Origin of the sequence: Streptomyces sp. H27-H5, from assembly GCF_026627505.1 — a bacterium.
In the GTDB taxonomy this organism is placed as follows: Bacteria; Actinomycetota; Actinomycetes; order Streptomycetales; family Streptomycetaceae; genus Streptomyces.
In genome coordinates this window covers 1-22471 of the sequence record NZ_JAPNLK010000110.1, presented here as the reverse complement: position 1 = coordinate 22471, position 22471 = coordinate 1, and the positions used below count along the sequence as shown (strand labels likewise).

16 protein-coding genes are annotated in these 22471 nt (G+C 69.3%); 15 read left to right on the top strand and 1 reads right to left on the bottom strand.

Features of this window, described 5'->3' with window-relative positions:
• The first annotated feature begins 271 nt into the window (after window positions 1–271).
• The 14 genes from OTB19_RS35775 to OTB19_RS35710 all read left to right on the top strand — a co-directional run bounded on the left by OTB19_RS35775 (window position 272) and on the right by OTB19_RS35710 (window position 20465).
• Entirely contained in the window at window positions 272–1366 is a 1095-nt protein-coding gene (locus OTB19_RS35775) for a site-specific integrase (protein WP_267802909.1), read from the top strand.
• On the top strand, window positions 1366–3144 hold the full coding sequence (locus OTB19_RS35770) for a hypothetical protein (protein ID WP_267802908.1): 1779 nt from the start codon (window positions 1366–1368) through the stop codon (window positions 3142–3144). The genes OTB19_RS35775 and OTB19_RS35770 overlap by 1 nt, the downstream gene beginning before the upstream one ends.
• A gap of 188 nt (window positions 3145–3332) precedes the next feature.
• Complete coding sequence (locus tag OTB19_RS35765) at window positions 3333–5318, top strand: site-specific integrase (protein WP_267802907.1); 1986 nt, start codon at window positions 3333–3335, stop codon at window positions 5316–5318.
• Window position 5319: 1 nt separating this feature from the next.
• The gene (locus tag OTB19_RS35760) at window positions 5320–5817 is read left to right on the top strand and encodes a hypothetical protein (RefSeq protein ID WP_267802906.1); all 498 of its coding nucleotides are present in this window, start codon (window positions 5320–5322) and stop codon (window positions 5815–5817) included.
• 1041 nt (window positions 5818–6858) lie between these two features.
• Complete coding sequence (locus tag OTB19_RS35755) at window positions 6859–9222, top strand: DUF6603 domain-containing protein (protein WP_267802905.1); 2364 nt, start codon at window positions 6859–6861, stop codon at window positions 9220–9222.
• Between the two features lie 107 nt (window positions 9223–9329).
• Window positions 9330–11558 carry a hypothetical protein gene (locus tag OTB19_RS35750; protein WP_267802904.1) on the top strand — a complete coding sequence of 743 codons (2229 nt, stop codon included), beginning with the start codon at window positions 9330–9332 and terminating at the stop codon, window positions 11556–11558.
• 41 nt (window positions 11559–11599) lie between these two features.
• Window positions 11600–15055, top strand: a complete 3456-nt coding sequence (locus tag OTB19_RS35745) for a hypothetical protein (RefSeq protein WP_267802903.1) — start codon at window positions 11600–11602, stop codon at window positions 15053–15055.
• A 78-nt stretch (window positions 15056–15133) separates the two neighbouring features.
• Window positions 15134–16273, top strand: coding sequence for a hypothetical protein (locus OTB19_RS35740; RefSeq protein ID WP_267802902.1), 1140 nt, complete (start codon window positions 15134–15136; stop codon window positions 16271–16273).
• A 382-nt stretch (window positions 16274–16655) separates the two neighbouring features.
• Window positions 16656–16829: a hypothetical protein gene (locus tag OTB19_RS35735; protein ID WP_267802901.1), complete on the top strand. Its 174-nt coding sequence runs from the start codon at window positions 16656–16658 to the stop codon at window positions 16827–16829.
• Window positions 16793–17653 carry a hypothetical protein gene (locus OTB19_RS35730; RefSeq protein ID WP_267802910.1) on the top strand — a complete coding sequence of 287 codons (861 nt, stop codon included), beginning with the start codon at window positions 16793–16795 and terminating at the stop codon, window positions 17651–17653. The genes OTB19_RS35735 and OTB19_RS35730 overlap by 37 nt, the downstream gene beginning before the upstream one ends.
• The gene (locus OTB19_RS35725) at window positions 17629–17856 is read left to right on the top strand and encodes a hypothetical protein (RefSeq protein ID WP_267802900.1); all 228 of its coding nucleotides are present in this window, start codon (window positions 17629–17631) and stop codon (window positions 17854–17856) included. Before OTB19_RS35730 ends, OTB19_RS35725 begins: the two co-directional genes overlap by 25 nt.
• Window positions 17853–18431: a class I SAM-dependent methyltransferase gene (locus tag OTB19_RS35720; RefSeq protein WP_267802899.1), complete on the top strand. Its 579-nt coding sequence runs from the start codon at window positions 17853–17855 to the stop codon at window positions 18429–18431. The genes OTB19_RS35725 and OTB19_RS35720 overlap by 4 nt, the downstream gene beginning before the upstream one ends.
• 14 nt (window positions 18432–18445) lie before the next feature.
• The gene (locus tag OTB19_RS35715; protein ID WP_267802898.1) at window positions 18446–19621 is read left to right on the top strand and encodes a bifunctional class I SAM-dependent methyltransferase/NUDIX hydrolase; all 1176 of its coding nucleotides are present in this window, start codon (window positions 18446–18448) and stop codon (window positions 19619–19621) included.
• A 64-nt stretch (window positions 19622–19685) separates the two neighbouring features.
• Window positions 19686–20465 carry a PIG-L deacetylase family protein gene (locus OTB19_RS35710; protein WP_267802897.1) on the top strand — a complete coding sequence of 260 codons (780 nt, stop codon included), beginning with the start codon at window positions 19686–19688 and terminating at the stop codon, window positions 20463–20465.
• Between the two features lie 21 nt (window positions 20466–20486).
• On the opposite strand, the gene OTB19_RS35705 is transcribed toward OTB19_RS35710, so the two are convergent.
• Window positions 20487–21665 (bottom strand): hypothetical protein, encoded by a 1179-nt coding sequence (locus OTB19_RS35705; protein ID WP_267802896.1) that lies wholly within the window; start codon window positions 21663–21665, stop codon window positions 20487–20489.
• 318 nt (window positions 21666–21983) lie between these two features.
• Between OTB19_RS35705 and OTB19_RS35700 the strand changes: the two genes are divergently transcribed.
• The gene (locus OTB19_RS35700; protein ID WP_267802895.1) at window positions 21984–22211 is read left to right on the top strand and encodes a hypothetical protein; all 228 of its coding nucleotides are present in this window, start codon (window positions 21984–21986) and stop codon (window positions 22209–22211) included.
• The last annotated feature ends 260 nt before the right edge of the window (window positions 22212–22471 follow it).

Sequence of the window (22471 nt, the reverse complement as noted above, 5' to 3'; positions counted from 1 at the left end):
ACCAGAAAGAACCTCGGAGAACCCGCCACCGGGACGGCCACCCGGGATACCGGCCTGCCCGAATCCGGAAACCCACCACAAAAGCAATCACACCGCGTGATCAAAGATCACGCGGTGGATCGAGGGTGAGTGGCTGGAGTTCATATCCGGGCACGGGGTCGCCCTGTTCGACTCGCGGCGTCGCCTGAAGGCAGCGTTGAGCGCGTACTCCGTCTATCGAGCCCAGGGCCCCATCAAACACCGCTTCGAAGCGTCCACGTGGAACCAGAACATGGGCATCCTGGCGGGGTTCTACAAGTGGGCGAAGGACGAGGAGTACGCAGACTCCGAGCCGTTCACGTACCGGCAGGCGGTCTGGGCGTTCAAGGGGCAAGTCCGTCGTGGGCGGGTCAACCAGTCACGGCGGCGCCAGGCGAAGCCTCATGTGACGATCAAGTATCTCGATGACGATTTCACGGACATCTTCCTCAAGGCGTTGGCGGGGTTGGATCCTGACGGAGAGCGGGATCTGCGGTACCGGGGGCGGGAATTGGCCCGGAACTCAGCGGTCGGCCGAATGATCGTCTCGAGCGGGCTGCGTAGCCAGGAGTACACGTACCTGTTGGTTTGCGAGGTGCCCGTGCTCCCCTCGCGGCGGACTGCGGTGCCGGTGTCGTTCCCGGTCCCTTCCGGTGTCACCAAGGGAAGCAAGTACCGCGAGTCGTGGATCGACTACGACTCGCTGGCTGAGCTGCACTCCTACATCGCTCTCGACCGAGCAGCTGCGACGTACGGATCGCCGTGGCGTCCGCCGGCCCGCTGGGGAGAGCCGCTGTTCGTGACGGACGCGGATCAGCGGGGCGGACGCGTCAACGGGGTCCGCGTCAAGTGGAGTTCGCTCGGTCCTGACGAGCGGCGGCGTCTGGTCGCCCCGGAGGGCGGTTCGATGCTGCTGTCGGTGTGGGGCCAGGGGCGCCCGTTCACCGGATGGTCCACGGTCTTCGCCAGGACCTCCGACCGCATCCGCGAGCGATACGAGCCGCGATTCCCGCACGTCAACCCACACCGGCTGCGTCACACCATGGCCATGGCGACCATGGCGCGGCTGATGCGCGGCTGGTACGAGCAGGCTGCTCGACAGGTCCGTGGCACCGATGACGATGCCGCCCTGGCGCACTACCTGCGGACCCAGGAACCGCTGCTGATTCTGCGCGATCTGCTCGGACATACCAGTTCACTGACCACGGAATCGTATCTCCACCGTCTGGACGTGCTTCGCCTGTTCACCTCCCTGTATCGGCGGGTCGGCAAGGAGTACGGGCTGCTGGACGAGGACGTCGAGCTGGAGCTCGAAACTGAGTTCGACGGCGAACCGGCGGTGGTCTGATGCCGGCCACCGTCACGCTTGACCCGCTGGGTGTGCACTGCATCTTCAGCGACGGGTCGGAGTACCGCCGTCGTCTACGCGTGCGGCGGCCAGTGGTGCTCCCGGGGCTGGCGCGCACTCTGCTGGAGGGCGCTACAGATCTTGTCCATCCGCATGGGCAGGTCGACAGCGCGGGAGGCTTGGACCTCTATCTCACGGCCGTCCGCGGCTTCACCGACTGGCTGGTCGAGTTCGGGTTCTCCGGCGGGGCATCCGACCTGACGCGCGCGCTCCTCGCCCGGTACTGGCGGCAAGGGGTGCGATCCTCGCAGGAGAGCGCGCTGCGGGCGATGTTGCGCTGCGCGGATGACCAGGAGCAGATTCTGGCGCCGGATGTGCGCGCATTCGTCGATGGCCGGCTGTTCAACACGGGCGAGCGGTACGGCTCGCACCAGCCGTACAGCGAGGCCGAATGGGCCCGGCTCATCCGTACCTGCCGGGACGAGGTCGATGGTGCCTTCCGCGCGTTCTGCGCGGCCCGTGAGCAGGCTTCGTCAGCTGACGGGCCAGGGGCTTCGCTCCGTGAGCGCGCTGCCCATCACTGGCTGGTGCTGCACAACGGGCCCGATCCGCTGGTCAGCGAGATGGCCGATCGCGGCTCGTTCCCCTTCGGGCAGAGATACGGGGTCGGTCTTCGCGCGGTGCTGGATCCGCTGATCCCGACCCTGGACGTGATCATCGCCTATCAGTTGCTGTTCGGTGCCTACACCGGGGTCGTGCCGGACGGGATCGCGGAGCTGGGGCTCGACGACATCGAGTGGGCGGGTGACGAGAAGATCCTCCTCAGTTACGTCAAGGGCCGCACGGCGGCGGAGAGCCTTGCTCTGTCGCGTCAGGCCACTCGCCTGCTGGAGCAGTGGCTCGATCACTCCGCGGTGGCCCGCCGCTTCGCGCCCGAGGAGTTGCGCCAGGAGCTCTGGGTGCGTTTCACGCCGAGCGGCACATGGGCCGGAGAGCGTTGGCTGGCCAAGCCACCCACGCGCCTGTCCATATGCGGCTGGGTCAAGCGGCGCCAAGCAGTCGACGAGGACGGGCGCCCCACGCAGGTGAGCGGCGACGACAGCCTCCCCCTGGCCCTTCACCGGCACCGCATCCGCACTACCCACGACGCGCTGAAAGACAGGTCACACTGGCGTGGCAGCCGCCGGACCACGCTCGATCCGAACCGGTCCCCCGACGTTGAGGGGGACCACTACCTGACGAACACGACGCCGGCTCAGCGCGAGGCGGCGGAGGACATCATCGCCCAGGCCCAGGAAGACCTCGTGCGCCGGGCGCTGCCGCCCTTGGTGCTGGCCACCGCCGAATTGGCCGACCTGGTGGAGAACTATTCCGAGCACATGAAGCGGCTCGGCCTGGACGACAACGCCTTGGCGCAGCTCCTGTCCGGGGAACGCGACGTCTTCACCGCCGCATGTGGAGATCAACTGTCGGGACTCCACGGGCCGAAGGGCAAGCCCTGTCCGGCACGCCCGTGGGTGTGCCTGCTGTGCCCGCTGGCTTTGTTCGCCCCCCGCCATCTGCCGAACCTGTTGCGACTACGGGCGTTCTTCTCCCGCCAGTGGCAGCAGATGACCACCGCCGAGTTCATCCCCGTCTTCGGCCCGTACGCCCATCGTCTCGACGAGATCCTGACCCCCGACCGGTACTTCTCCGAGCAGGCGCTACGGGCAGCCGCCGCCGAGGTCACTGACTCCGATGCCGAGATTCCCCTGCGACCTGAGGAGCACACCGTATGACCACCCTGCACCGGCCCACGGGCCTCGCAGCCACCTTTTCGCGTTCCGTCTTTCGAGGTGAAGACGTGTGCGCCGCGGCCGGTCTGCCGGTCCACGGCGCGGGCCCGCATCCTCACTTCGACGACGCAATCTGGGACTTCACCGGTGTTATCGGAATGCCGCGCTACCTTGCGCGGCACGCGCGAATCTTGTCCTTCACCGAGATCCTCAATCCCCAGTGGAGGGAACTCGCGAAGGAGTTCATCTTCGCCCGGCTCACACCGGACCACCACGCTGTGCGGGAGCTTGCTCACGCCTACCGAACGCCCGTGCAGATAGCCACGGTGCACGGGCGGCTGACCGTGCTGACCGGCTGGCTGAACTGGCTCACCGAACAGGGCGTGGACAATCTCGGGGAGGTGTCCCAGCAGTACTGTGCCGCCTACCTGGAACTTCGCAAGAAGGTACGGGACAAGCACGGCGTCGTGATCCGCGATAGCAGCCCCGGCTACCGCATGGACGTAGTGGCGGTCATCCAGGAGCTGGGCTACTACACGGAGTTGTTCTCCACCGGCGGCTACGTGTCGGGTTTCCGTCCGTGGGGGCGACGCACGGCGTACTCCGTCGCCGGGATGGTCCCTCGGACGGGCAACACGACACCGCCGCTGAGCAACGACGTCTTCCAACCGCTGGTCGCAGCGGCCCTGTACGTGGTGGAGGTGCTGGCACCGCACGCCAAGGAACTCCAGGAACAGCTCCAGGAGATGGTGCCGAACCGGCCGGGCCGCAACAGCGGGCGTCCGACCTGGAAGGTCGAGGTCCCGCAGGCCATCGACCGGCACATGCAGGAGGCCGATCCGTTCGATGTCGCCCTCGATCACGTCGTAGCCGAGCGGCTGGCGGACGGCTGGGATCCGGACGACCCGCTGCTACGGATGAACCTGATCTCCCTCGCCCACGAGACCGGGCGGCACGCCTTCCACTACACGTGGCTGCCCACCCTGCGCGGCCAGCTGGAGAAGGCCGTCAGGGAAGTCGGCCTGTCCAAACGCTGGGGCCGGACGGCCGCCCTGGTCGAACGCGCGGACGGACGGGGCAGTGTCCCCTGGACCCTTCCGATGAACACCACCGAGGCCCGGCTGCAGCTCTCCCGAGCCCGCACAGCCTGCCTCATCGTGCTCGCCGCGCTGACCGGAATGCGCAAGAGCGAACTGGCTGAGCTGACTCACGACTGCCGGCAGCCTCCCGAACAGCTCGGCGAGGGCCGCCTCCGGTACCGCCTGAAGGGCAAAATCATCAAGGGCCGGAAGCTGGGTGGTGAACACGACCAGTGGGTGACCATCAAGCAGGCGTACGACACCGCCGGCGTAGCTGCCTCGCTCGCCGACCCGGTGAAGAACACCGGTCACCTGTTCAAGTCGCTCTCCTTCTTCACCCCGTATGAATGGTTCCTGACCTGGGTCAATGGCCCGGAAGGCCGCCGCCTTGGGCTGGCGCCGATCCCCGAGGTGCCAGTCAGTCTGCGGATGCTCCGGAGGACCCTCGCGGTGGAAATGGCACACCGGCCCGGTGGTCTGCTGGCCACCAAGATCCATCTCAAGCATATTTCCGTAGTTACCACCGAGGGATATGCGGACCGCCCCGGTGGGGCACAGTCGGTGCTGATGGCCGAGTTCGGCCAAGAGGAGCGGGAGCACAAGATGCGTGTCGCCCTCGACGCATTCCACGACTACCAGAACGGTATCCGGCCGGCGGGGCCCGGCGCCAGCGACCTCCTGGACTTCTTCGCGTTCGTCGACGAGCAGCTGGACTTCTCCGGGGCGCCGAACATCAAACGCAGCGACCAGGAGGTGACGAACCTGCTCGCCAAGCGAGCCAAGTCCCTGCACCTGGGGCCTGCGAACTACTGCTGGTTCCTTGATCCGTCCAAGGCGCTGTGCCTCAAACTCGCCGGAGCCCGCGCCCACGGGGCGACAGAGCCCTTGATCGGCATGTGCGACTCAGCCCGGTGCCCCCAGGCCACCCACCATGCCGGGCACCGCCCGGTATGGGCGGCCAGTGCCGACAGCAAGAAGGTCTTCATCGCCACCATCGGACGCGCACAGCGGACGGAGAAGGCCCGGCTGAGTACGGAACTCGCCCGCGATGAACGGGTGCTGGCTGAGATCGACGCCCTCTGCGGAACGGGGGCATGACGTGGCCCGCATCAGCGACGAGACTCGGCGGAACAACGAGACGGCCATTCGGCAGGTCATGGAACGGCTGCTTGCCGGTGACGTTCCCGCGGGCGGCAAGTGCGACGTCAAAACCCTCGCGGCCAAGGCCGGGGTCGCCCGCACCGGCTTTTACCCCAAGAAGAACCGTGACGGCTCCCTGCGGCCTGGGCCTTACCAGCACTTGGCGGAGGAGTTCGGACGACGGCTGGCCGGGCTTCGGGAAACGGGCGTGATTCCGGACCCGCGGGCCGCACAGATCGAGCGTCTCAAGGAACAGGTCTCCGGGCTGAAGGAACGCCTCGCCGCGCGTGACGCGCAGATCGATGAGCTCACTGACTTCCGGGAGCGGGCTCTGGCACAGATCGCCGCCCAGCGGATGGAGATCGAGCGCCTTCGTGATGTCTTGGCCGCACCGTCGAATGTCCGCGCTCTACCGAACAGTTCAAGAGCGAGTGCACCGTACGGATCGCGCAGCTAAGCCGTCACAGGTAGAGGTGACCGCCCAGTCGAAGAATGCCGGACGGCCGCCCACTGCATCACCCTGGGATCTACTTCTCCGCTCGGGGGCACTCAGCAGCGGATGGAAGGCACTGACCATCGCTCCGGCCGGCAAAACCCCCACTCGTCGTGGGTGTAGGCAAATATCTCTGCTCGGGGACACCTCGCTCGCTAGGACAACCAGTTTCCACGGGCCGTAGCGCCAGGGGGGAGGCCCTGCAGGGGCGCCCGGCCCCTGGGCGCCCCCTACTACCGAACAGGCAGGCGCCGCTGATCGAGGATGCGACCCGGGGAGCGGGCGGCGGCTCCGCTACCCCGGCGTGCACACCGCAGCCAGCGCGCATCTGTCGCGGGCGGCATCCCGGCCGCTCCGAGTGCTGATCGGCGCCCCTCTCAGGGCTTCGCAGGAACTCTGTGGGCGTCTGTTCACCGACCACGGGCAAGCACTTTCCGGACGTTCGGCCTACGGGATTCCTTGGCACCTTCCACCCGCTGTCGCGAACAGCGCGGCCCTCGATCTGGCTGGCTGGTATGCGTTACGCGTACTCCGGCCCGTCCCCGGCGAACGATGGCCGTTCCTGGCGTTTCAGCCGCCGGATCTCCTGCGGCACTTCGAAACGATTTTGCAGGTCAGTCGGATGCAGCCGTGGCAGGACCACTTCCGCGTGGAGCTCGCACCTCACCTTCCAGCCAAAACAATCACCTTGAGTGACCAACTGCATACATATGGTCCACAACTGGCTAGGCTCCTCGCGGCGGACACGTCAGGCCCATTACCGGACCGAGGCGTTGCTCCCGTCTTCCCTTTCGCCGCGAGTAAGGGCTGAGCGCTGTGACAGCACGCAGGCAAGACGTTCAACGGCTGCTGGACCAGGCGTCTTCGGAGGGCGCGGTGGAGATTCCGGCGTCACTTCTTCCTGACCTCGATGCCGCTGCCCTGGTGTTCGATAAGGGCACGGTACGCCTGGACGCCCCGGTGTGTGATCCGCAGGCCCTGGCCGTAGTCGGTCACGCGATCACCATGGCGTCTCCCTCACCGGTGCCGGTGCGGGTCGCGTTCACCACGGAGGACGAAGCGGTGACCGGCACCCTGGTGACGGCGGATCTCGGTGGAGGCCAGGTCCTGGTTCTGGTCGACGGCGCACCGGCCGGGACCGAACTGGCGCCCGGTGCCTGGGCGCTGACGGACGGCCGGGCTCTGCGGCTGGTCCGGCGCGCGCCCGCGCCGCCGACCGATCCCGGGTGTCTGGACGGACTGGGCCGGGCCCTTCCCGCGGTCAGGCACCGCGGCGACGCCCCGCGCGAGGACACCCCCCGTGCTCTGGTCACGGACAACGGCATTCTTACCCCCCGTCCCGGGCCCCGGCTCCGCAAGGGCATGCGGGTCCTCGACGCGCCGTCGGTGCGCGGCTGGTCGCCGATCGGCACGCCCGGGGGTGAGAACGGTCTGAGCGTGGACTACTACAATCCGCCGCTGCGGATCGCCGGGGCGCTGACCGCACTGCCGGCCTCCCCGCCCTACAAGACGGTCGTCGGCGGTGTCCTGCTGGTGGACACCGGTGCGTTCAACGGCTCGGCCATGGGCGCCTATGTCGTCCCCGACGGCTCCGGCGCCGATCCGTCGCTGTTCGCCTACGGATCGCTGGGCAGCCAGGTCGGTTTCGGGCCGCCGCTGTTCCAGGTGCGCGGTATCTCCGCCGGGTTCGGCTGGAACAGCCGGGTGCGGGTGCCGGCCGCGGATGCGCTGGGGAGCTTCCCGTTCCTGGTCGCGCTCGACAACCCGGGCGGAATCGGCGCCGACGACGAGGTCGACCCGCTGAAGGTCCTGGGTGAGCTGATCGGCGGCCCCACCCCGTGGGTGCGACCGCAGGAGGGCGACCTGTGGTTCGCCGCCGGCCTGGCCTTCGACTGCTTCGAAACCTTCCGCGGCCACGCCATGGCCCTGGTCCAGACCGGCTCCGACCTCACCATCAGCCTGCTCGGTGTGGCCGGGATGCAGTTGCCCACCAGGAGTGAGAAGAAGATCGCCCGGGTCGAGATCGGCATCGAGGCGACCCTGCGCCCGACGGCCGGGGAGCTGAGCATCGGTGCGGCGTTCACCGAGAAGACGTTCCTCATCGACCCGAATTGCAAGCTGCGCGGCGGCGTCGGCATGAAGTTCTGGTTCGGCGACCACCCGCACGCCGGCGACTTCGCGTTCATGCTCGGCGCGATCCCTGCCGGCCGGGAACTGCCCACCCGCTACCCCAAGCAGCAGCCGGCCGGACTCACCTGGGGCGTCGGCTCCACTGTCAGCATCACCGGCAACGCCTACGCCGCGTTCACCCCCAAGTCGCTGATGGCGGGCGGCTCCCTGGATGTCGTCTTCCAGTCCGGGATGCTCCGCGCCTGGCTCACCGCGCGGGTGGACGCCCTGCTGGAGTGGAACCCTTTCTACTTCGACGTCGGTATCGGCATCCGGGTCGGGGTGTCCGCGACCATCAAGGTCTGGTTCGTCAAGATCAGGATCTCGGTCGAGGTCGGCGTCAGCGTCCGGGTCTGGGGCCCCGCGGTCGGCGGCGAGGCCACCGTCCACCTGTGGTTCATCTCCTTCACCATCGGCTTCGGCGCCGAGCGCCGCAAGCACACCCCCGCGCTGGACTGGGGCGGCTTCCAGGGCATGCTGCCGCCACCGGAGAACATGGTCCGCACCACGGCGATCGCCGGCTACACCGGCGAGGGCGCCCCGCCCACCCGCGGCGCCATCAAGCCGTGGCTTGTCAGCAACGGCGGCTTCACCTTCACGGCCGACACCCAGGCCCCCGTCAGCAAGGTCTCCCTGAACCAGGCCCCGGACACCCTCGAGGTCGCCACCGACAGCCCGGTGGACATCCTGCCCATGCACGTACGGGGCACGGGCAGCGAGCTGCGTGTCTGGCTCACCTACAACGGCGAGCCCGCGACCATGACGCCGTGGGGCCGCGCGATGCTGCGCGGCAACGTGCCCAACGGCCTGTGGGGCCAGCAGGCGGACGCGCCGAACGACGGGATCATCCCCGACCGGATCCTCGGGATCCGGCTCACCTCGCCCCCGGTCGACCACGGCACCGACACCGGGTTCATCGACGAGCAGGCCATCTCCTTCGACCCGATCAACCCGGATGGCGACCTGCCGCTGTCCGCAGGCGAGCCAGCTACGGGCCCGGTACCTGCGCGGCCCGGCGGCGTGATCGCCACGATCCAGGACGGCATCGACACCGCCACCACCCGAGGCAACCGCACCGCCCTGGCCCAAGCCCTGGCCGGTCTCGGCGCGGACCTCGGTGCGCTCGATACCGATCTGAGCGCCTACGCCCTGGCTGCGGGCACCGCCTTCACTGCCGAGCCGATGCTCGTCGCCGCCTGACCCAAGCCGCCGGGCCCCCGCACCCTTCGTCGCGCGGGCGGCCCGCGCGCCGCCTGCAGTGTCTGCCTGACTTCCCGTTCGCCGCGTCCTGTCGAAAGGCACGCCCCGTGACCTCCACGTCCGAACCCGCCCGGCCGCGTACCAGCGCACCGGCGGCCCAGCACCGCACCCGGTTCTTCGACCACCGCATCCCGTCGCTGTACGCAGGGCGCTACCGGATCGACAACCGCCAGATCCTCAAGGACCTCGGCGGAGCGGACCGGGTCATCGACGCCACTCCGCAGCCCTTCGACGTCGTCCAGCCTCGCTTCAGCTTCGACCCGACCGGCATCCACGCGCAGTTCCCCGTGCCGGACGCCGTCGGCACCTACAGCCAGACCCTCGCCCACATCAACCTCGACACCCCCGGCCTGCCCTGGAACCGCCCGCTCGGCTCCGGCCACCCCGGCGGCGTGCCCTGGATGGCACTGTTGCTGTTCCGCGAGGACGAACTGCCCGAGGACCCCGACGCGGTCGGTCTCGTCAAGGCCGGCACCGTGCGTGCCCTCCTGGGCGGCGCCCACGGCACCGGCACGCCTCCCGACCTGCCTTCGGAGAGCCTGCGCCCCGATGAGTACGACGAGCAGTGCGCCACCGTCCTTGTACCCAGCAACCTGTTCGACGCGGTGAAGCCGCTGCCCGCCGAGATGGGCTACCTCGCGCACCTGCGCGAGGGCGGACGCCCCGACGCCACCCGCTCGGGCGACACCCCCGAACCCGACGAGGGTGAACTCAACGCCGTCCTGGTCGCCAACCGCTTCCCCGCCGCCGCGGGCGGCCGCCACGTCGTCCACCTGGTCTCCCTCGAAGGCCACGACCGGTACCTGACCACCCCCGCGCCCGACAACGGCGTGCGCCTTGTCTCCCTTACCTCCTGGTCCTTCACCACCGAGCCCGACTCGGGCATCGGCTTCGGCGACCTCGCCCAGCACCTGGCGACCACGGACGGCACCACCCCCCGCAGCGCGGACGAACTGCGCCTGCGCGTCACCGCCCCGGGCCCGGCCGACCCCAGCGCCGAGCAGGCCGAGGCCATCGGCCGCCTGCAGGCCGGCGCCGTCGCGCTGCCGCAGCGCCTGGAGACCGGTGAGCGCACCCTGGCTTTCTACCGCGGCCCGCTCACCGCACAACCGGCCCAGGCCCTGCCCGCCCCGGCCGCCACCCGTCTGGAATCCCCGGGCGAAGCGCTGATCTACCTGCAGCGTTACGGGGTCTTCGACACCGCCTACGCCGCCGCGTTCACCACCGGGCGCACCCTGGCCCTCGCGGACGCCGAGTTCCGTACCGCGCTGCTGGAGTTCCGCTCCGCCGCCCGCACCGCGGTACGCCGCCTGGCCTCCCATCCCGAACTTGCCGCACGGTCCGTCGCAGCTCTGAGCGCACGCCAGCTCACCGCCCCGCTGGCCTACGAAGCGTTCGACCGCCTCCTCACCGACGACGGCGCCCGCTCCGGCGGCGCCCGCCTCGTCCAGGCCCTCGACCAAGCGGGCCCGCAGCTGCGGGCCGGGCGCCGCCGCACCGCCGCCCGCTCCCGCCGCAGCCCCGGCGACGCGCGGGCCGTCCTGGCCCAGCCCGGCGTCGCCGGCCTCCTCACCCAGGTCGCCCCGGACAACTTCGCGAAGGTCACCGCCTGGCTGGACGCCCTGCGCCGCCTGGAGCTGCTGAGCCTGTCCCACCTGGTTCCCGACGCCCGTGCACTGCCGGCGGAGAGCATCCGCTTCGCCCACCTCGACCCCGCCTGGGTACGGGCGGCGGTCGACGGCGCGCTGAGCGTGGGAGTGGGCCACGCCCTGGACTCCGACCTCAACACGCTCGCCACCGGCGGCGGACCCGTCCCGAAGTGCGCGGTGCTGATCAACTCCAGCCTGGTCCCGAACTGGCCCAAGATCATCGTCACCGCCTACAAGGGAACCGACATCGTCGAACCCCTGCGCGAGGCCGTCTTCGGCACACAGATCCGCCTGACGCTCTACCCGGAAGTGATCGACCGTTTCGAGCTGGCCGAGCCGCCCCGCGGCCTGTGTTTCGGCATCGGTGACGTCGGTACCATCGAGCTCCGCGGGATCAGCGGTGACCGGATCGGCCACCCCATGGGCGAGTTCCCGCAGCCGGCCGGCTTCGCCCGCTTCCTGCGCCCCGGCGGCCAGGACGTCCTCAACGTCGACGGTGCCGGCGACGCGCTGCTGCCCGCCCTGTCCCGGGCGCACGGGCTGACGGGAACCCAGCGGATCTCCTCCGCGCAGTTCGCCCTGCAGATGATCAACGCGCCGCAAGTGCAGAACTTTTCCCGGCCCTGAGCCCTCGACCACTCCCAGCAGCGACGAAAGGACCCCGGGCCATGTCCGTGGACAACACCCTCATCGTGCCGGTCGAGGTCGCGGCCCTCGCCGTCAACCGACGCACCCGCGACACCGGCACCCCGCACGTCTTCCACCGGTGGATCACCAACTTCAAGGACATCGGCGAAGGCGTCCCCCCGGAGCCCGCTCCGTTCTCCAGCCCCGAGGAGTGGACCGGACGCGAGGACCGCCTCGGGGTCTACCTCCAGTGGGAGCTGCCCGCCGCCCTCACCCGCGGCCGCCACGACGAGGAGGAGGGCGTCGGAGACTTCCCCCTGGTGCCCAACCGCTGGCTCGTCGTACGCCACACCGACAGCACCCGCGCGCTCAAAGCGTGGATCGTCGAGAGCGACTACCTCGACCCGATGGACGGCACCGTCTCCTTCCAGGACCCCGGCAGCGACGAACCCGCCGCGACCCTGATCGGCAAGTGCCATGACCTGACCGGCCCCTGGAGCGAACCCGAGAGCCGCCGGGCGCCGTTCCTCACCGCGATCGGCCCCGGCCTGCTGACCTTCTCGGTCTTCCAGCCCTACAACAGCAACGTCTTCTCCCTCCACGACACCCTCCTCGACACCGCGGAGGGCGAACTGCCCGCACACGAGCGGCTCAGCTACTTCGTCGCCGGCTGGTACGCGGATCCCACAAGCGACATCCTCGCCGGCACCGACGATCTCCCCAGGCTGCTGGAGCGCCTGCAGTGGACGCCGCCCGTCGGCTCCGGCAGCGGCATCCGCACCTCCGTCTGCACCGGCACCGTCCTGGGCCTGGACTGGGAGCTGGACGGCCCCGTCCCCGACTCGCTCTGCCCGGCGCCCGCCAACGTCACCGCGATCGTGTCCAACAGCATTGCCGAAGCCGTCGCCGAACTCGGCGCCCAGGCCGAGGGACAGGGCTCACTGTCCGCCGAGGAGGCCGATCTGTTCCGGGCGTTCCTGCTCGGCGGCATCGACGCTTTGGAGGAACGCGACCGGCCCGAGGCCGACATCCTCACCGACCGCCGCGCCCACGACCATGCTTTCGGCCCGGTTGCCGGCGGCTACCGCTGGTTCATCGGCGAACGCGGCGAGGAGAGCGGCCGCAGTACCTCCCGTGCGGCCCGGGAGGCGGAGGCCGACACCGTCACCGACCTCAACCGCCGCCAGGCGGCCCACGACGCCACCGAAGCCGAACTCGACGCCGCCCGCGAACGCCTCTACCACCTGTGGTGGCTCACCCACCTCAAGAAGAAGCCCGCCGACTTCACCGGCCGCATCGACGGCGAACTCGACCCGGCCAACCCCGACGGCGCGGCCGGACGTGTAGTGGCCCTCGCCCGCGACCTGGCTCAGCAGCGCGCCGCGCTGCCCTGGGGCAGGAGCGAGACGGACCTGGCCGCACGCATCGACGCCCTCTACCCGGCCTATCACTCCCGGGCTGCCCGGCGCCTGATCCGGGTGCCGGCCGAGGACTTCGAGTACAGCGCCGATCCGGTCCTCACTCTGCAGGGAGCCAACCTTCACGCCCCGCTGACCCGGGACACCGCGCTGCCCTGCCGCACCCCCGAACGCCTCGTCACCGCCGCCTCCGGCGTCACCACCACCGACGTCGCCGCGACCGCCGTCCAGATCGACCTCAGCGGCCAGCAGCCCCCCTGCTTCCCCGCACTGCTCAGCGAGTTCCTCATCCTCGACCGGGCCCTGGCGAGCGGTGCGATCCGGGACGTCACCGGCACCCTGCCCGAGTACGGCACCACACCGTGGGCAATGCCGTGGCAGCCACTGTTCCTGCTCTGGAAAGCCGAGTACTTCCCCCTGCCCTTCCGTGACGGCGACGACGCGCACTGGGAATTCGTCGACGGCTCCCGCTACCAGTACAACGGCACCGGCGAGCCCGGAACCCCGCTGGTCGTCTCCGGCCGCCAGCTCCTGGCCCCCTCCGCCGGACACATCGTCGACGGCACCCTGCAGAGCTACGCCCGCGTGCGGGACAACCTGTCCGCCGACGCCGTACGCGGCGTCCGCTCCCAAGCCCGCGGAGCGGACTACCTCTCCCAGAGCCTCGACGGCTTCGGCGCCGCAGTCGCCCAGCGCAGGCCCCTCGCCGGCCTCCAGCCCACCGGAGACCTCGCCGACCTCATCGGCAACGGCGACTACCCCCCGCCGGAGCCCGGCGCCATGCCCGCCAGCGACTGGGACCCCTGGCCCGAGACCACCTTCCAGGAACTGCGCGCCGGCCAGCTCGCCTTCCTCGACCTGGCCGTCGTCGACCGCTTCGGACGCTCCGTCAACCTCATCACCAACCCATCCCACTTCGCGCCCGAAATGCCCGACACCATGCGCCCGGCACACCCCGTCAGCGACTACGACTCCGACCGGCTGGTCGAACTCGGGCCGCGCCTGCTCCAGCCCGCCCGGCTGCGCTTCGACTTCCTCGCCGCCACCACCGACGAGGACACCGACCTCACCCCCGGGACCAACCCCGTCTGCGCCTGGCTCCTGCACAACCGCCTCGACAAATCCCTCGTCGTCCACGCCCCCGACGGCGCCACCCTCGGCGAACTGCGCGTCACCCTCAACCGCGACAGCCAGCAGGAGGTCTCCTGGTCCGCCCTGCCCGGCTCCGAGGTCACGGAATTCGAACAACTGGAGACGGTGGCTCCGCACCCCTACCGGCTGCTGAACGCGGTGAAGACCCGCGGCCCGCAGACCTTCGAGGCGTTCCGGGCCACCCTCGATCGGGCCCTGGAGACCATCGACCCGGACGGCCCGGCCGACCCCGGCCTCGGCTTCCTCCTCGGCCGCCCCCTCGCCCTGGTCCGCACCCGCCTCACCATGAACCTGCGCGGCCCCCTGCGCACCGACGTCAGCTGGCAGAATCTCTTCGAGCCCGGCACGCCGCAACTTCCCACCTACCCGTGGGCGATCCGCCTCGGCGAGGCGCAGCAGAGCGACGACGGCCTGGTCGGGTACGTCCTGGACGACGACTACGAGCACTTCGAGAGCGTCGTCGACCCGGCCGCGGGCAGCGGGGAGTATCTGCGGCCGATCGGCGAGCGGCCCAGCCTGGAGCTGGACTTCGGGGAGCACAGCACCGCGGTCGCCACCGTGCTGCTGGACCCGCGCGCCGCCGTGCATGCCACTACCGACATCCTCGCCACCAAGAAGGTGTTCGTCCCGCAGGAGTTCACCGATCCGGCGATCGCCCGGATGGCGGTCAACTTCCGCACCGGTCCTCTGCTGGCCGCCTCCACCGCCCTGAGCGGCCCGCAGGGCGAGAACGAGGAGACCGTCCTCATGCCGGTGCCGGACGGGATCGTCGGCACCTGGAGCTGGACGGAGAACCGCGGCGGCACATGGGAGAAGCTGCCGGTCCTTGGCCAGGACCAGTACGACCCGCCCCTGGCCGAACCCGAGATCCGCTCCGGCTTCCTCACCCTGGATGACGCCGTCGCCCACAGCCGCAGCGACAACTGACCGGTCGCCACCTCCGCTCATTGCGTGCCGCCCCACATGCGGGGCGGCACGGCCAACGAACCCCCACAGGAGCCAGCCGTGACCCTCGTTGTCCAGATGCAGGACGCAGGCAGTGCAGCGAACGACCCGCTGCTGTCCTACGCCGTCACCACCACCCCGAGTCCGCTCAAAGCCTCACCGGAGAATCCGCAGGCCCCGGAAGAGATCGGGGAGATCATCATCGCCGTGTCCCGGCAGAGCGGAACCCCGGCAGATCTGCAGTCGGTCACGGTGAAAGTACCGGCCGGCACCATGTCGCCGGACCTCGCCACCGACCTGGCGAAGATCAACCCCAGGATCACCCTCACCGGCTGGACCGCGAGCCTGGACGCGGCCGCCAAGGAATTCGTCTTCACCCCCACGGCCAGTCACACACCCGTCGGCCCGGACGACGGGTTCACCATCCAGCTGTCCGACATCCCCGTCAGCCGCAAGGTCGGCACCGCCCCCGTCACCCTCACGGAATCATCACGCATCGGCACCTCCGCCTTCCAGGACCGGACCACCGTCTACAACATCGGCAAATTCCCCGCCGACTTCTACCTCCGCAACTTCCTGTGCGAACCCTCCATCATCCCCAACGGCGGCGACGTGCACCTCACGTGGGAACGCTCCGTCAACGCCAAATACGACCTGCTCTACCCAGGCGTCGAACGGGACGTCACCGACCGGACCAGTCTGGAGCTCGAAGGCGTCAGGTCCGACACCACCTTCTACCTTCGCGCCACCACAGGCGACCCCACCAACCCCGTCATCCGCATCCTCACCACCCAGGTCAGCGTCACCAAACCCGACCTCGACATCGGCAACCTGGACATCCACGGCAAAGCAGCCGCACACAACGGACTCGATGTCGAAAATCTGCTGAGTCTCCGCGGAACCGCGTCGATTATGACGCTGTGCTCGGTCCCTGCTTCACTTGTCGACACGGGGGATTTGACTGCGCCAACTGACGGAATCCTGACTCTCCTGGAGAACATTCTCTCCAATACTCACCTGGAGGTCACGGTCACATACCCCACCGGCTGGCAAATGCAATACCGCACCGCCGATCACTACACGCCGCTCACCTTGCCCATTCCCAAGGGCTACAAGGTGCGCGTGCAGAAGGTGAGCGCTGGTCAGAGCGCAGCCGTTTCCATCCAGTGGTTTTCCTTCGGTGGGGCCCCCCTCGCATGATGAACGAGCTCCCGGTCACTTCGAACCCCTGAACGCGGGCGCGCCGCCCCTTACGCCCACCGGCTGCCGACCACGGACTCTCCGGGTGCGTGGTCAGCAGCCGGTTCGGTGTGCAGCGACTGTCCGCCTCACACCGAGGCCGGTGGTGTTCTGGAGCGAGTTCCTGCGCTTGCTGCGCGAGCGGGGTCCGACTGGGGTCCGCCTGGTCATCACCGACCACCGCCTGCGCCTGGTCAATGCCTCTACGAACCACCCTCTTGGACCCGCTGGCCGAGAGCGCGGTGATCGCCGTACGTGCTCTCGCCGACGCCACCGGACCTGAGCGGTGGAAGTACCGGAGCCGTCGAGGATGCGGCCTACCGCGCTGGAGGTGCTCGCCGGGGTGCTGTCCAAGCTCAACCCCGACCTTGAGATCGGCAGCCTCATTGTCAACGGCACCGTCACCGCGCAGGGCAACGTCAGCATCGCGGCAAATACCTGGCTGTCCCCAGGATCGTCGGCAACGGCGGTGGCATCGAAGTGGGCAACACCATCACCCAGTCGCACGGTGGCATGAAGGTCTGCAGCGGAGGCCTGACCGTCCAGGGGAGCGCCACCATCTCCGACGCTCTCACCGCCAAGACGCTGGCAGCCCGCACCACCGTGTCCGCCGGTCTGCCAACCGCGAGCACGAACATGGGAGAAGACGCGGGGCGGAGTTGGAGGTATCGCGGCACCCGAGCCCGCGCCCGCGGGTCCGCCTTGCCACCTACGGTGAAAGCCCGCCAGCCGCGCCGCGGGTTACCCGGACCCGCCCGCCGCGTAATCGCCGAATGCCATCAACGGGTGGTGATCAAAAAGATCTTCTTCCAGGTCGCGGCGGCGTCCTGCTTCTTGGAGCGAGCCAGGACCAGGACGCCAGACGGCATTGCCGTCCATCCGGACTATAGTGTGCCGTTCCTCACAAGACGTGGCAGGCATGGCAACACGATGCACTACCGCAAACATGGTCAGCCGCCACGTAAAGCGACACGACCTGCGGGGGACAGGGTCGCTGCGGAAACAAATCTGCTCGCCGTCCTGAAGGTCACCCCGACGGCGTTCGGCGTGATCATGGGCGTCGGAGGCGCCGGCAGTTTGGCCGGGGCACTCCTCGCCCCGAAGATCGCCAGCCGCATCGGCATCGGACCGACGATCATCGTCGGGTTCGCGGTCAGCCCTCTGGCACAGGTGCCCCTCCTGCTCGCCGGGCCCGGCCTGTACTGGCAGACCACCCTCGCCCTGGTCCTGGCCGTACAGCTGTTCTGGGCCACCGCGTCCGGGACGAGTCAAACTCGGTCAGGCAGACCATCTGTGACCCCCGTTTGCAGGGGCGGATGCAGGCCGCCAGCACCACGATGACCGCCGGCGTCCGACCGCTCGCCGCCGCAGCCGCCGGCGCTCTGGTCCTCTGCCTCGGCGTACACACCACCCTCACGATCGGCGCGGTCTTCCAGCTCGTCCCGGTCGCCCTCCTGCTCCTCTCCCCTGTCCGCACGATGCGGGATATGCCCGCCCCGCCCCCGCGCACAGCACTGCCCTCCGCCCGCGAAGGATCTTCATGACGACGACCTCGACCGCGGCGTACTGGGACCCCCTATGGGCCCAAGGCCGCCGGTACCGACAGCTCGACGACGTCGAGACCCGGCTGCTGGACCAGCAGCTCGGACCCGGCCGAGGACGGCCGGCCCTCGACATCGGATGCGGCGACGGCGCCCTGACCCGCCACCTCCACCACCGACTGGGATACCGCACCACCGGGATCGACTGCTCTCCCAGCGCCCTTGCCCTCGCCGCTGTCCAGGACTCCACGGAGGTGCCCGGACCGCTGTGGAGATGCGCCGACATCGGGGCCGACGACCTGACCGCCTTGCCGGAGCCCGCGTACACGGTCATCACCTGCCGTCTGGTCTACCGGTGGCTCGACGACAAGGCAGCCTTCGTCAACCGAGTCCGCCGCCTCCTGGTACCCGGCGGAACCTTCTGGGTCGTCGCCGAAATCACCGGCCGCCGGAAGAGCACCGACCCGCTCCAGAGCCTCGGGATCACCCCGGCCGAAGCCGAGATCCTCACAGCGGGCTGGTCCGTCGCCCGCACCCACGACCTTGACGTACTTCGCTGCTACGCCCTGCACCCCTGAACCACCCCGACCTCATGGAGGACACGTTGATGGACATCGAGAAGCAGACCGCCGAAATCTGGACCACCTACGGGGAACACCAGCTCACCGCCCGCCCCGACCTGCCGGAGATCGAGCGGTGGGACTGGGGCGTCACCGACACCGGGCCCGGCATCGAGAGCCTCGGGGACGTGGAAGGGCTCCGCATCCTCGACCTCGGCAGCGGAGTGGGCCGGCACGCCGCCCGCCTGGCCGCCCTGGGTGCCGACGTCACCGGCGTGGACGCCTCCCCCACCCAGCACGAGCGCGCCGTCACGCGATACCCGAACACTCCCGGGCTCCGCTTCGTGTGCGCCGACGCCGTCGCCCACCTGCAGAATGCAGCCCCCTACGACCTCATCTACTCCGTCAACGGCCTGCCGTTCCTGCACCCCAACCGGCTCCTGCCCGCCCTGGCCAACGCGATTAGGCCGGGCGGACGCCTGGTCTTCTCAGCACTGCACACCAACTCGTCCGGCGCCGGACCCTCCACGGCCGTGGCCCCGCGCCCGGAGATCCTGCGGCTGCCCGGCACCGACCAGACCCATCCCGTCGACATGTGGGTCCTGACCACCCAGCTGTGGGAGGACCTCCTGGTCGCGCACGGCCTCACCCTGGAGAGGGCCACCGCGATCGACGCACCACAGCCGGACAACCAGGCCTCCTACCGGCTCTACGAGGTCCGGCGTCCGCAGAGGGTGCCGAGCCGCCAGCGCACCGGTACTCCACCGCCTCCGCGCGCGTTCGTGGGGGTCGGCGTGATCATCCACGGGCCGGATGGTGTCCTGCTGGGCCAACACCGTCGTGGAACTTTCGAATTGCCGGGTGGGTCGGTTGAACCCGGCGAGACCTTCGCCGAGGCCGCAGTACGCGAACTCCACGAGGAGGCCGGCATCATGGCCGATGTCGCCGACACCGTCGTGCTGGGCACCCTCCTGGCTCGGGTGGGTGACATCGTGCGGGTGACGGTGCCCGTCCTGGTGACCCGGTGGTCCGGTGTGCCGCTGCAGCGCGAAGAGACCATCGGGGCCTGGAGGTTCTGGCCCCGGGACGCGCTGCCCCAGCCTCTGTTCGTACCGAGCGCTCAGTGCCTGAGCACGTGGGATCCGAGCCTCCCGCTCGACCATCCAGCCGCGGCGGCCTTCCACCCCGCCGGTCCCGGGACTGCCTAGCCGGCTAGTCCCTGTCCCTGCCAGTCCCCCGCCGAGTCACACGCCCCAGGAAGGTTCTACGCCCGTGATCCCATCGCCCACCCCGGCCAAGCCGTCCCTCCTCGGGGTCTTCGCGCACCCGGACGATGAGTCGCTTCTAGCCGGCGGTGTCCTCGCACAGCACGCCGCCGCCGGTGCCGACACCGCGGTCGTCACCGCGACCTGGTCCCCGGACAGTCACCGGGCCGCCGAACTCGCTGACGCACTGAAGGTTCTGGGTGCCGGCGAGCCGCGGATGCTCGGCTACGCCGATGCCCGCATCCCCGACTCCGCCCCCGGCCGCCCGAGGCTGTGTGACGCCCATATCGACGAGGTCGTGGAGATGCTCGTCGGACACATCCGTGCCGTACGGCCGCAGCTGGTTTTGACCCATGACGCCTACGGCCAGTTGACCGGTCACCCCGATCACATCCGTACCCATCAAGCAACCGTCCTGGCCTTCCACGTCGCGGGCCTGGAGCACCAGTACCCGGAGGCGGGCGCCCCTTGGCAGCCTGCCGCCCTGTACGCGGCCACGCACTCGGACTCGGGGGTGGGCGAGCTGGGCGCATTGTTGTCACGGGTCGGGAAGAAGGTGTTGTCCGTACCGGACGAACACATCACGGCGACGGTCGACGTGAGCGGCTTCCTCACCGAGAAGTGGGAGGCAATTCTCTCCCACCGCAGCGAGGCCGCCCGCGAGCGGCCCCTGCCCGGGATCCTCGCCCGCCTCCCCGCAGACGTACGGTCGTCGATCATCTCAACCGAGTACTACACCCTCCTCGGCGTATCCCCTCGGCCTGGTGGCCAGCACAAGCTGGTCTGACAGCCCCGGAATCCCGGGCCCTCAGTCCGTCGCTGCCCGCGCCGTGGCGGTGTCCCGGCCAATGAGGTCCTGCAGCAGCTCGCGTGTTGGCGGCGGCATCATTCCCTCCGCGCCCAGGAGGTGCCACTGGCATCCGGGCATCCGGGCATCGAGCCGCCGGTACTCCTCGAACTGGCACAGCAAGAGCAGGGTGTCGAGCGCGCGTTGCGTCGGGGGCCAGAGGCGGTCCTTCAGCGTGCTGAGGATCACCAGGCGTGCCGCGAGGAAACGGCAGTTCTGCCACTCCCCTGCCGCCTCGCCGAGGTGTCCAGCATCCAGCTCCCCTTCGACGCGCGAGCACAGGCCCAGGGCCCACTCCCGTACGCGCCCGACGGTCACCCAGGCCGTCGCGAGGTCCTCCAGAGGCGCCCGGCCTGCCAGGTCGCGCAGGTGGTCGCGGGCATCTCCCGCAGGGCCGAGAGTCAGGGTGCCGTCCTCGGTCAAGACCTTGCCAGCGACATCCGGGGCGTCTCGCTGGGTGGTCTCGACAAGAGAAGCGACGGGGTTGGCCGCGGCCTTGGGGTTCATCGCCCGCAGCATGTCGCCGACGTCGTCCATGGACATCGACCCCGAGATCACAGCCGTGGCGGCGGCCAGCGCGGCGTCCTTCGGCGTGGAGGAAGAGGGGCCGGGATTCTCATCCATGGCGAGAAGCTCGGCCGGAGGCCACGCTGCGGCGCCGGCGCGGGCGAGACGGTCGATCCGCTCGTCGATCCGCCGGGCCCGGGCAGGGACAAGGGTCACCGTCAGGTCTTCCTCGTCGATGTGGTCGGCGAGATCGTCCAGCCTCTCCTCGGGGTCAGCGGGCTGCTCGTCGTCATCGCCGTGGATGAAGAGGGTTTCCACCGCGGCGCTGAAGGCGGCCCTGACGGTGGTTTCGGGAACCGGGAGTCCTTCCGCGAACAGCAGTAGTGCAAGGTCCTTCGGGCGTTTGCCACGACCGGCATGACGAGCAAGGCCAAGGACCAGGTCGAAGCTCTCGGGCGCCGGGCTGGAGGTGCTGCCCTTGCCGCGCCCAAGGCCTCCGCCGGGGATGTTGCCGGGCAGCAGCCGAGCATGCCTCCACACGTCCAGGTTCTTCTGGGTGACGGTGAGTCCGTGCCGGTGTGCGTGGTCAAGCAGCTGCTGATCGGCCGCGCTGGTGGCGGAAGTGGAAGACATGACGCGACGGTACCGGGGGCGTTCGAGCCGGCGGGCGGGCCGAGAAAGACCGTCGCCTCATCAGGTGGCCCCTCTTCGAATCGCTGGCCAACGGCATGCCCATGGCGTACCCATGCTTTCCGGTCGCATCGAAGGGCGATTAGAGACCCCCCAGCTCCGTCGGGTCGCTGAGCTGTCGACCCCTTCAAATGGCAGTCGAGTGGCAACCCCGTGGCGTACCAACGCCGTTGCGGGTGGGCCAGATTTGAAGTCCAGCACCGTGCAGCCACGCCCGGCCGCTGCCCACCCCGTCCCGATGCGTGAAGGAACCAACACCTCATGACCACGAATCCGAACGTTCCCGGCCAGGACCGTGACCACCGGGAGCTGCGCCTGGTCGTTCTCCTGCTGGCTATGGGGATGGGGCTGCTGGCCACTGGAGCCGCCGTCTACCTCTCCCTGGTCCACCCCTCGATGGTCGGGCCGCTGGGAGTGGGTGCGGCTGTCCTCGGCGCGCTGGCCGGCGCCGGGGGCGCTATTGCTCGCGCGATCCGGCACTGTCGCTGACGCGAGAACTGGGAGAAGCCGCGGGTATGTCCTTGCTGGGATTACGCACCGTCTACGGCGATGACGAGATCGTCTGGGGCGCCGCGGTTTCGTGGACCACATCAGCGATGAAGCCGACTGCCTGTCCAAGTATCCCTAGTGCTGCACCGCGAAAGTTCGTGGAGGGGTGTTGGTCAGGTCGGCTGGTCGCCGAGGTAGAGGTAGCAGGCGCAGTCGAGGCAGTCCTCGGGACTGCCGAAGGGCAGGCCTGAGGGCAGGAA

Coding starts and splice junctions, on each gene's coding strand:
- OTB19_RS35775 (WP_267802909.1), top strand. CDS start 272: ATGGGCATCCTGGCGGGGTTCTACAAGTGGGCGAAGGACGAGGAGTAC.
- OTB19_RS35770 (WP_267802908.1), top strand. CDS start 1,366: ATGCCGGCCACCGTCACGCTTGACCCGCTGGGTGTGCACTGCATCTTC.
- OTB19_RS35755 (WP_267802905.1), top strand. CDS start 6,859: ATGGCGTCTCCCTCACCGGTGCCGGTGCGGGTCGCGTTCACCACGGAG.
- OTB19_RS35745 (WP_267802903.1), top strand. CDS start 11,600: ATGTCCGTGGACAACACCCTCATCGTGCCGGTCGAGGTCGCGGCCCTC.
- OTB19_RS35725 (WP_267802900.1), top strand. CDS start 17,629: ATGCAGGCCGCCAGCACCACGATGACCGCCGGCGTCCGACCGCTCGCC.
- OTB19_RS35720 (WP_267802899.1), top strand. CDS start 17,853: ATGACGACGACCTCGACCGCGGCGTACTGGGACCCCCTATGGGCCCAA.
- OTB19_RS35715 (WP_267802898.1), top strand. CDS start 18,446: ATGGAGGACACGTTGATGGACATCGAGAAGCAGACCGCCGAAATCTGG.
- OTB19_RS35705 (WP_267802896.1), bottom strand. CDS start 21,665: ATGTCTTCCACTTCCGCCACCAGCGCGGCCGATCAGCAGCTGCTTGAC.
- OTB19_RS35700 (WP_267802895.1), top strand. CDS start 21,984: ATGACCACGAATCCGAACGTTCCCGGCCAGGACCGTGACCACCGGGAG.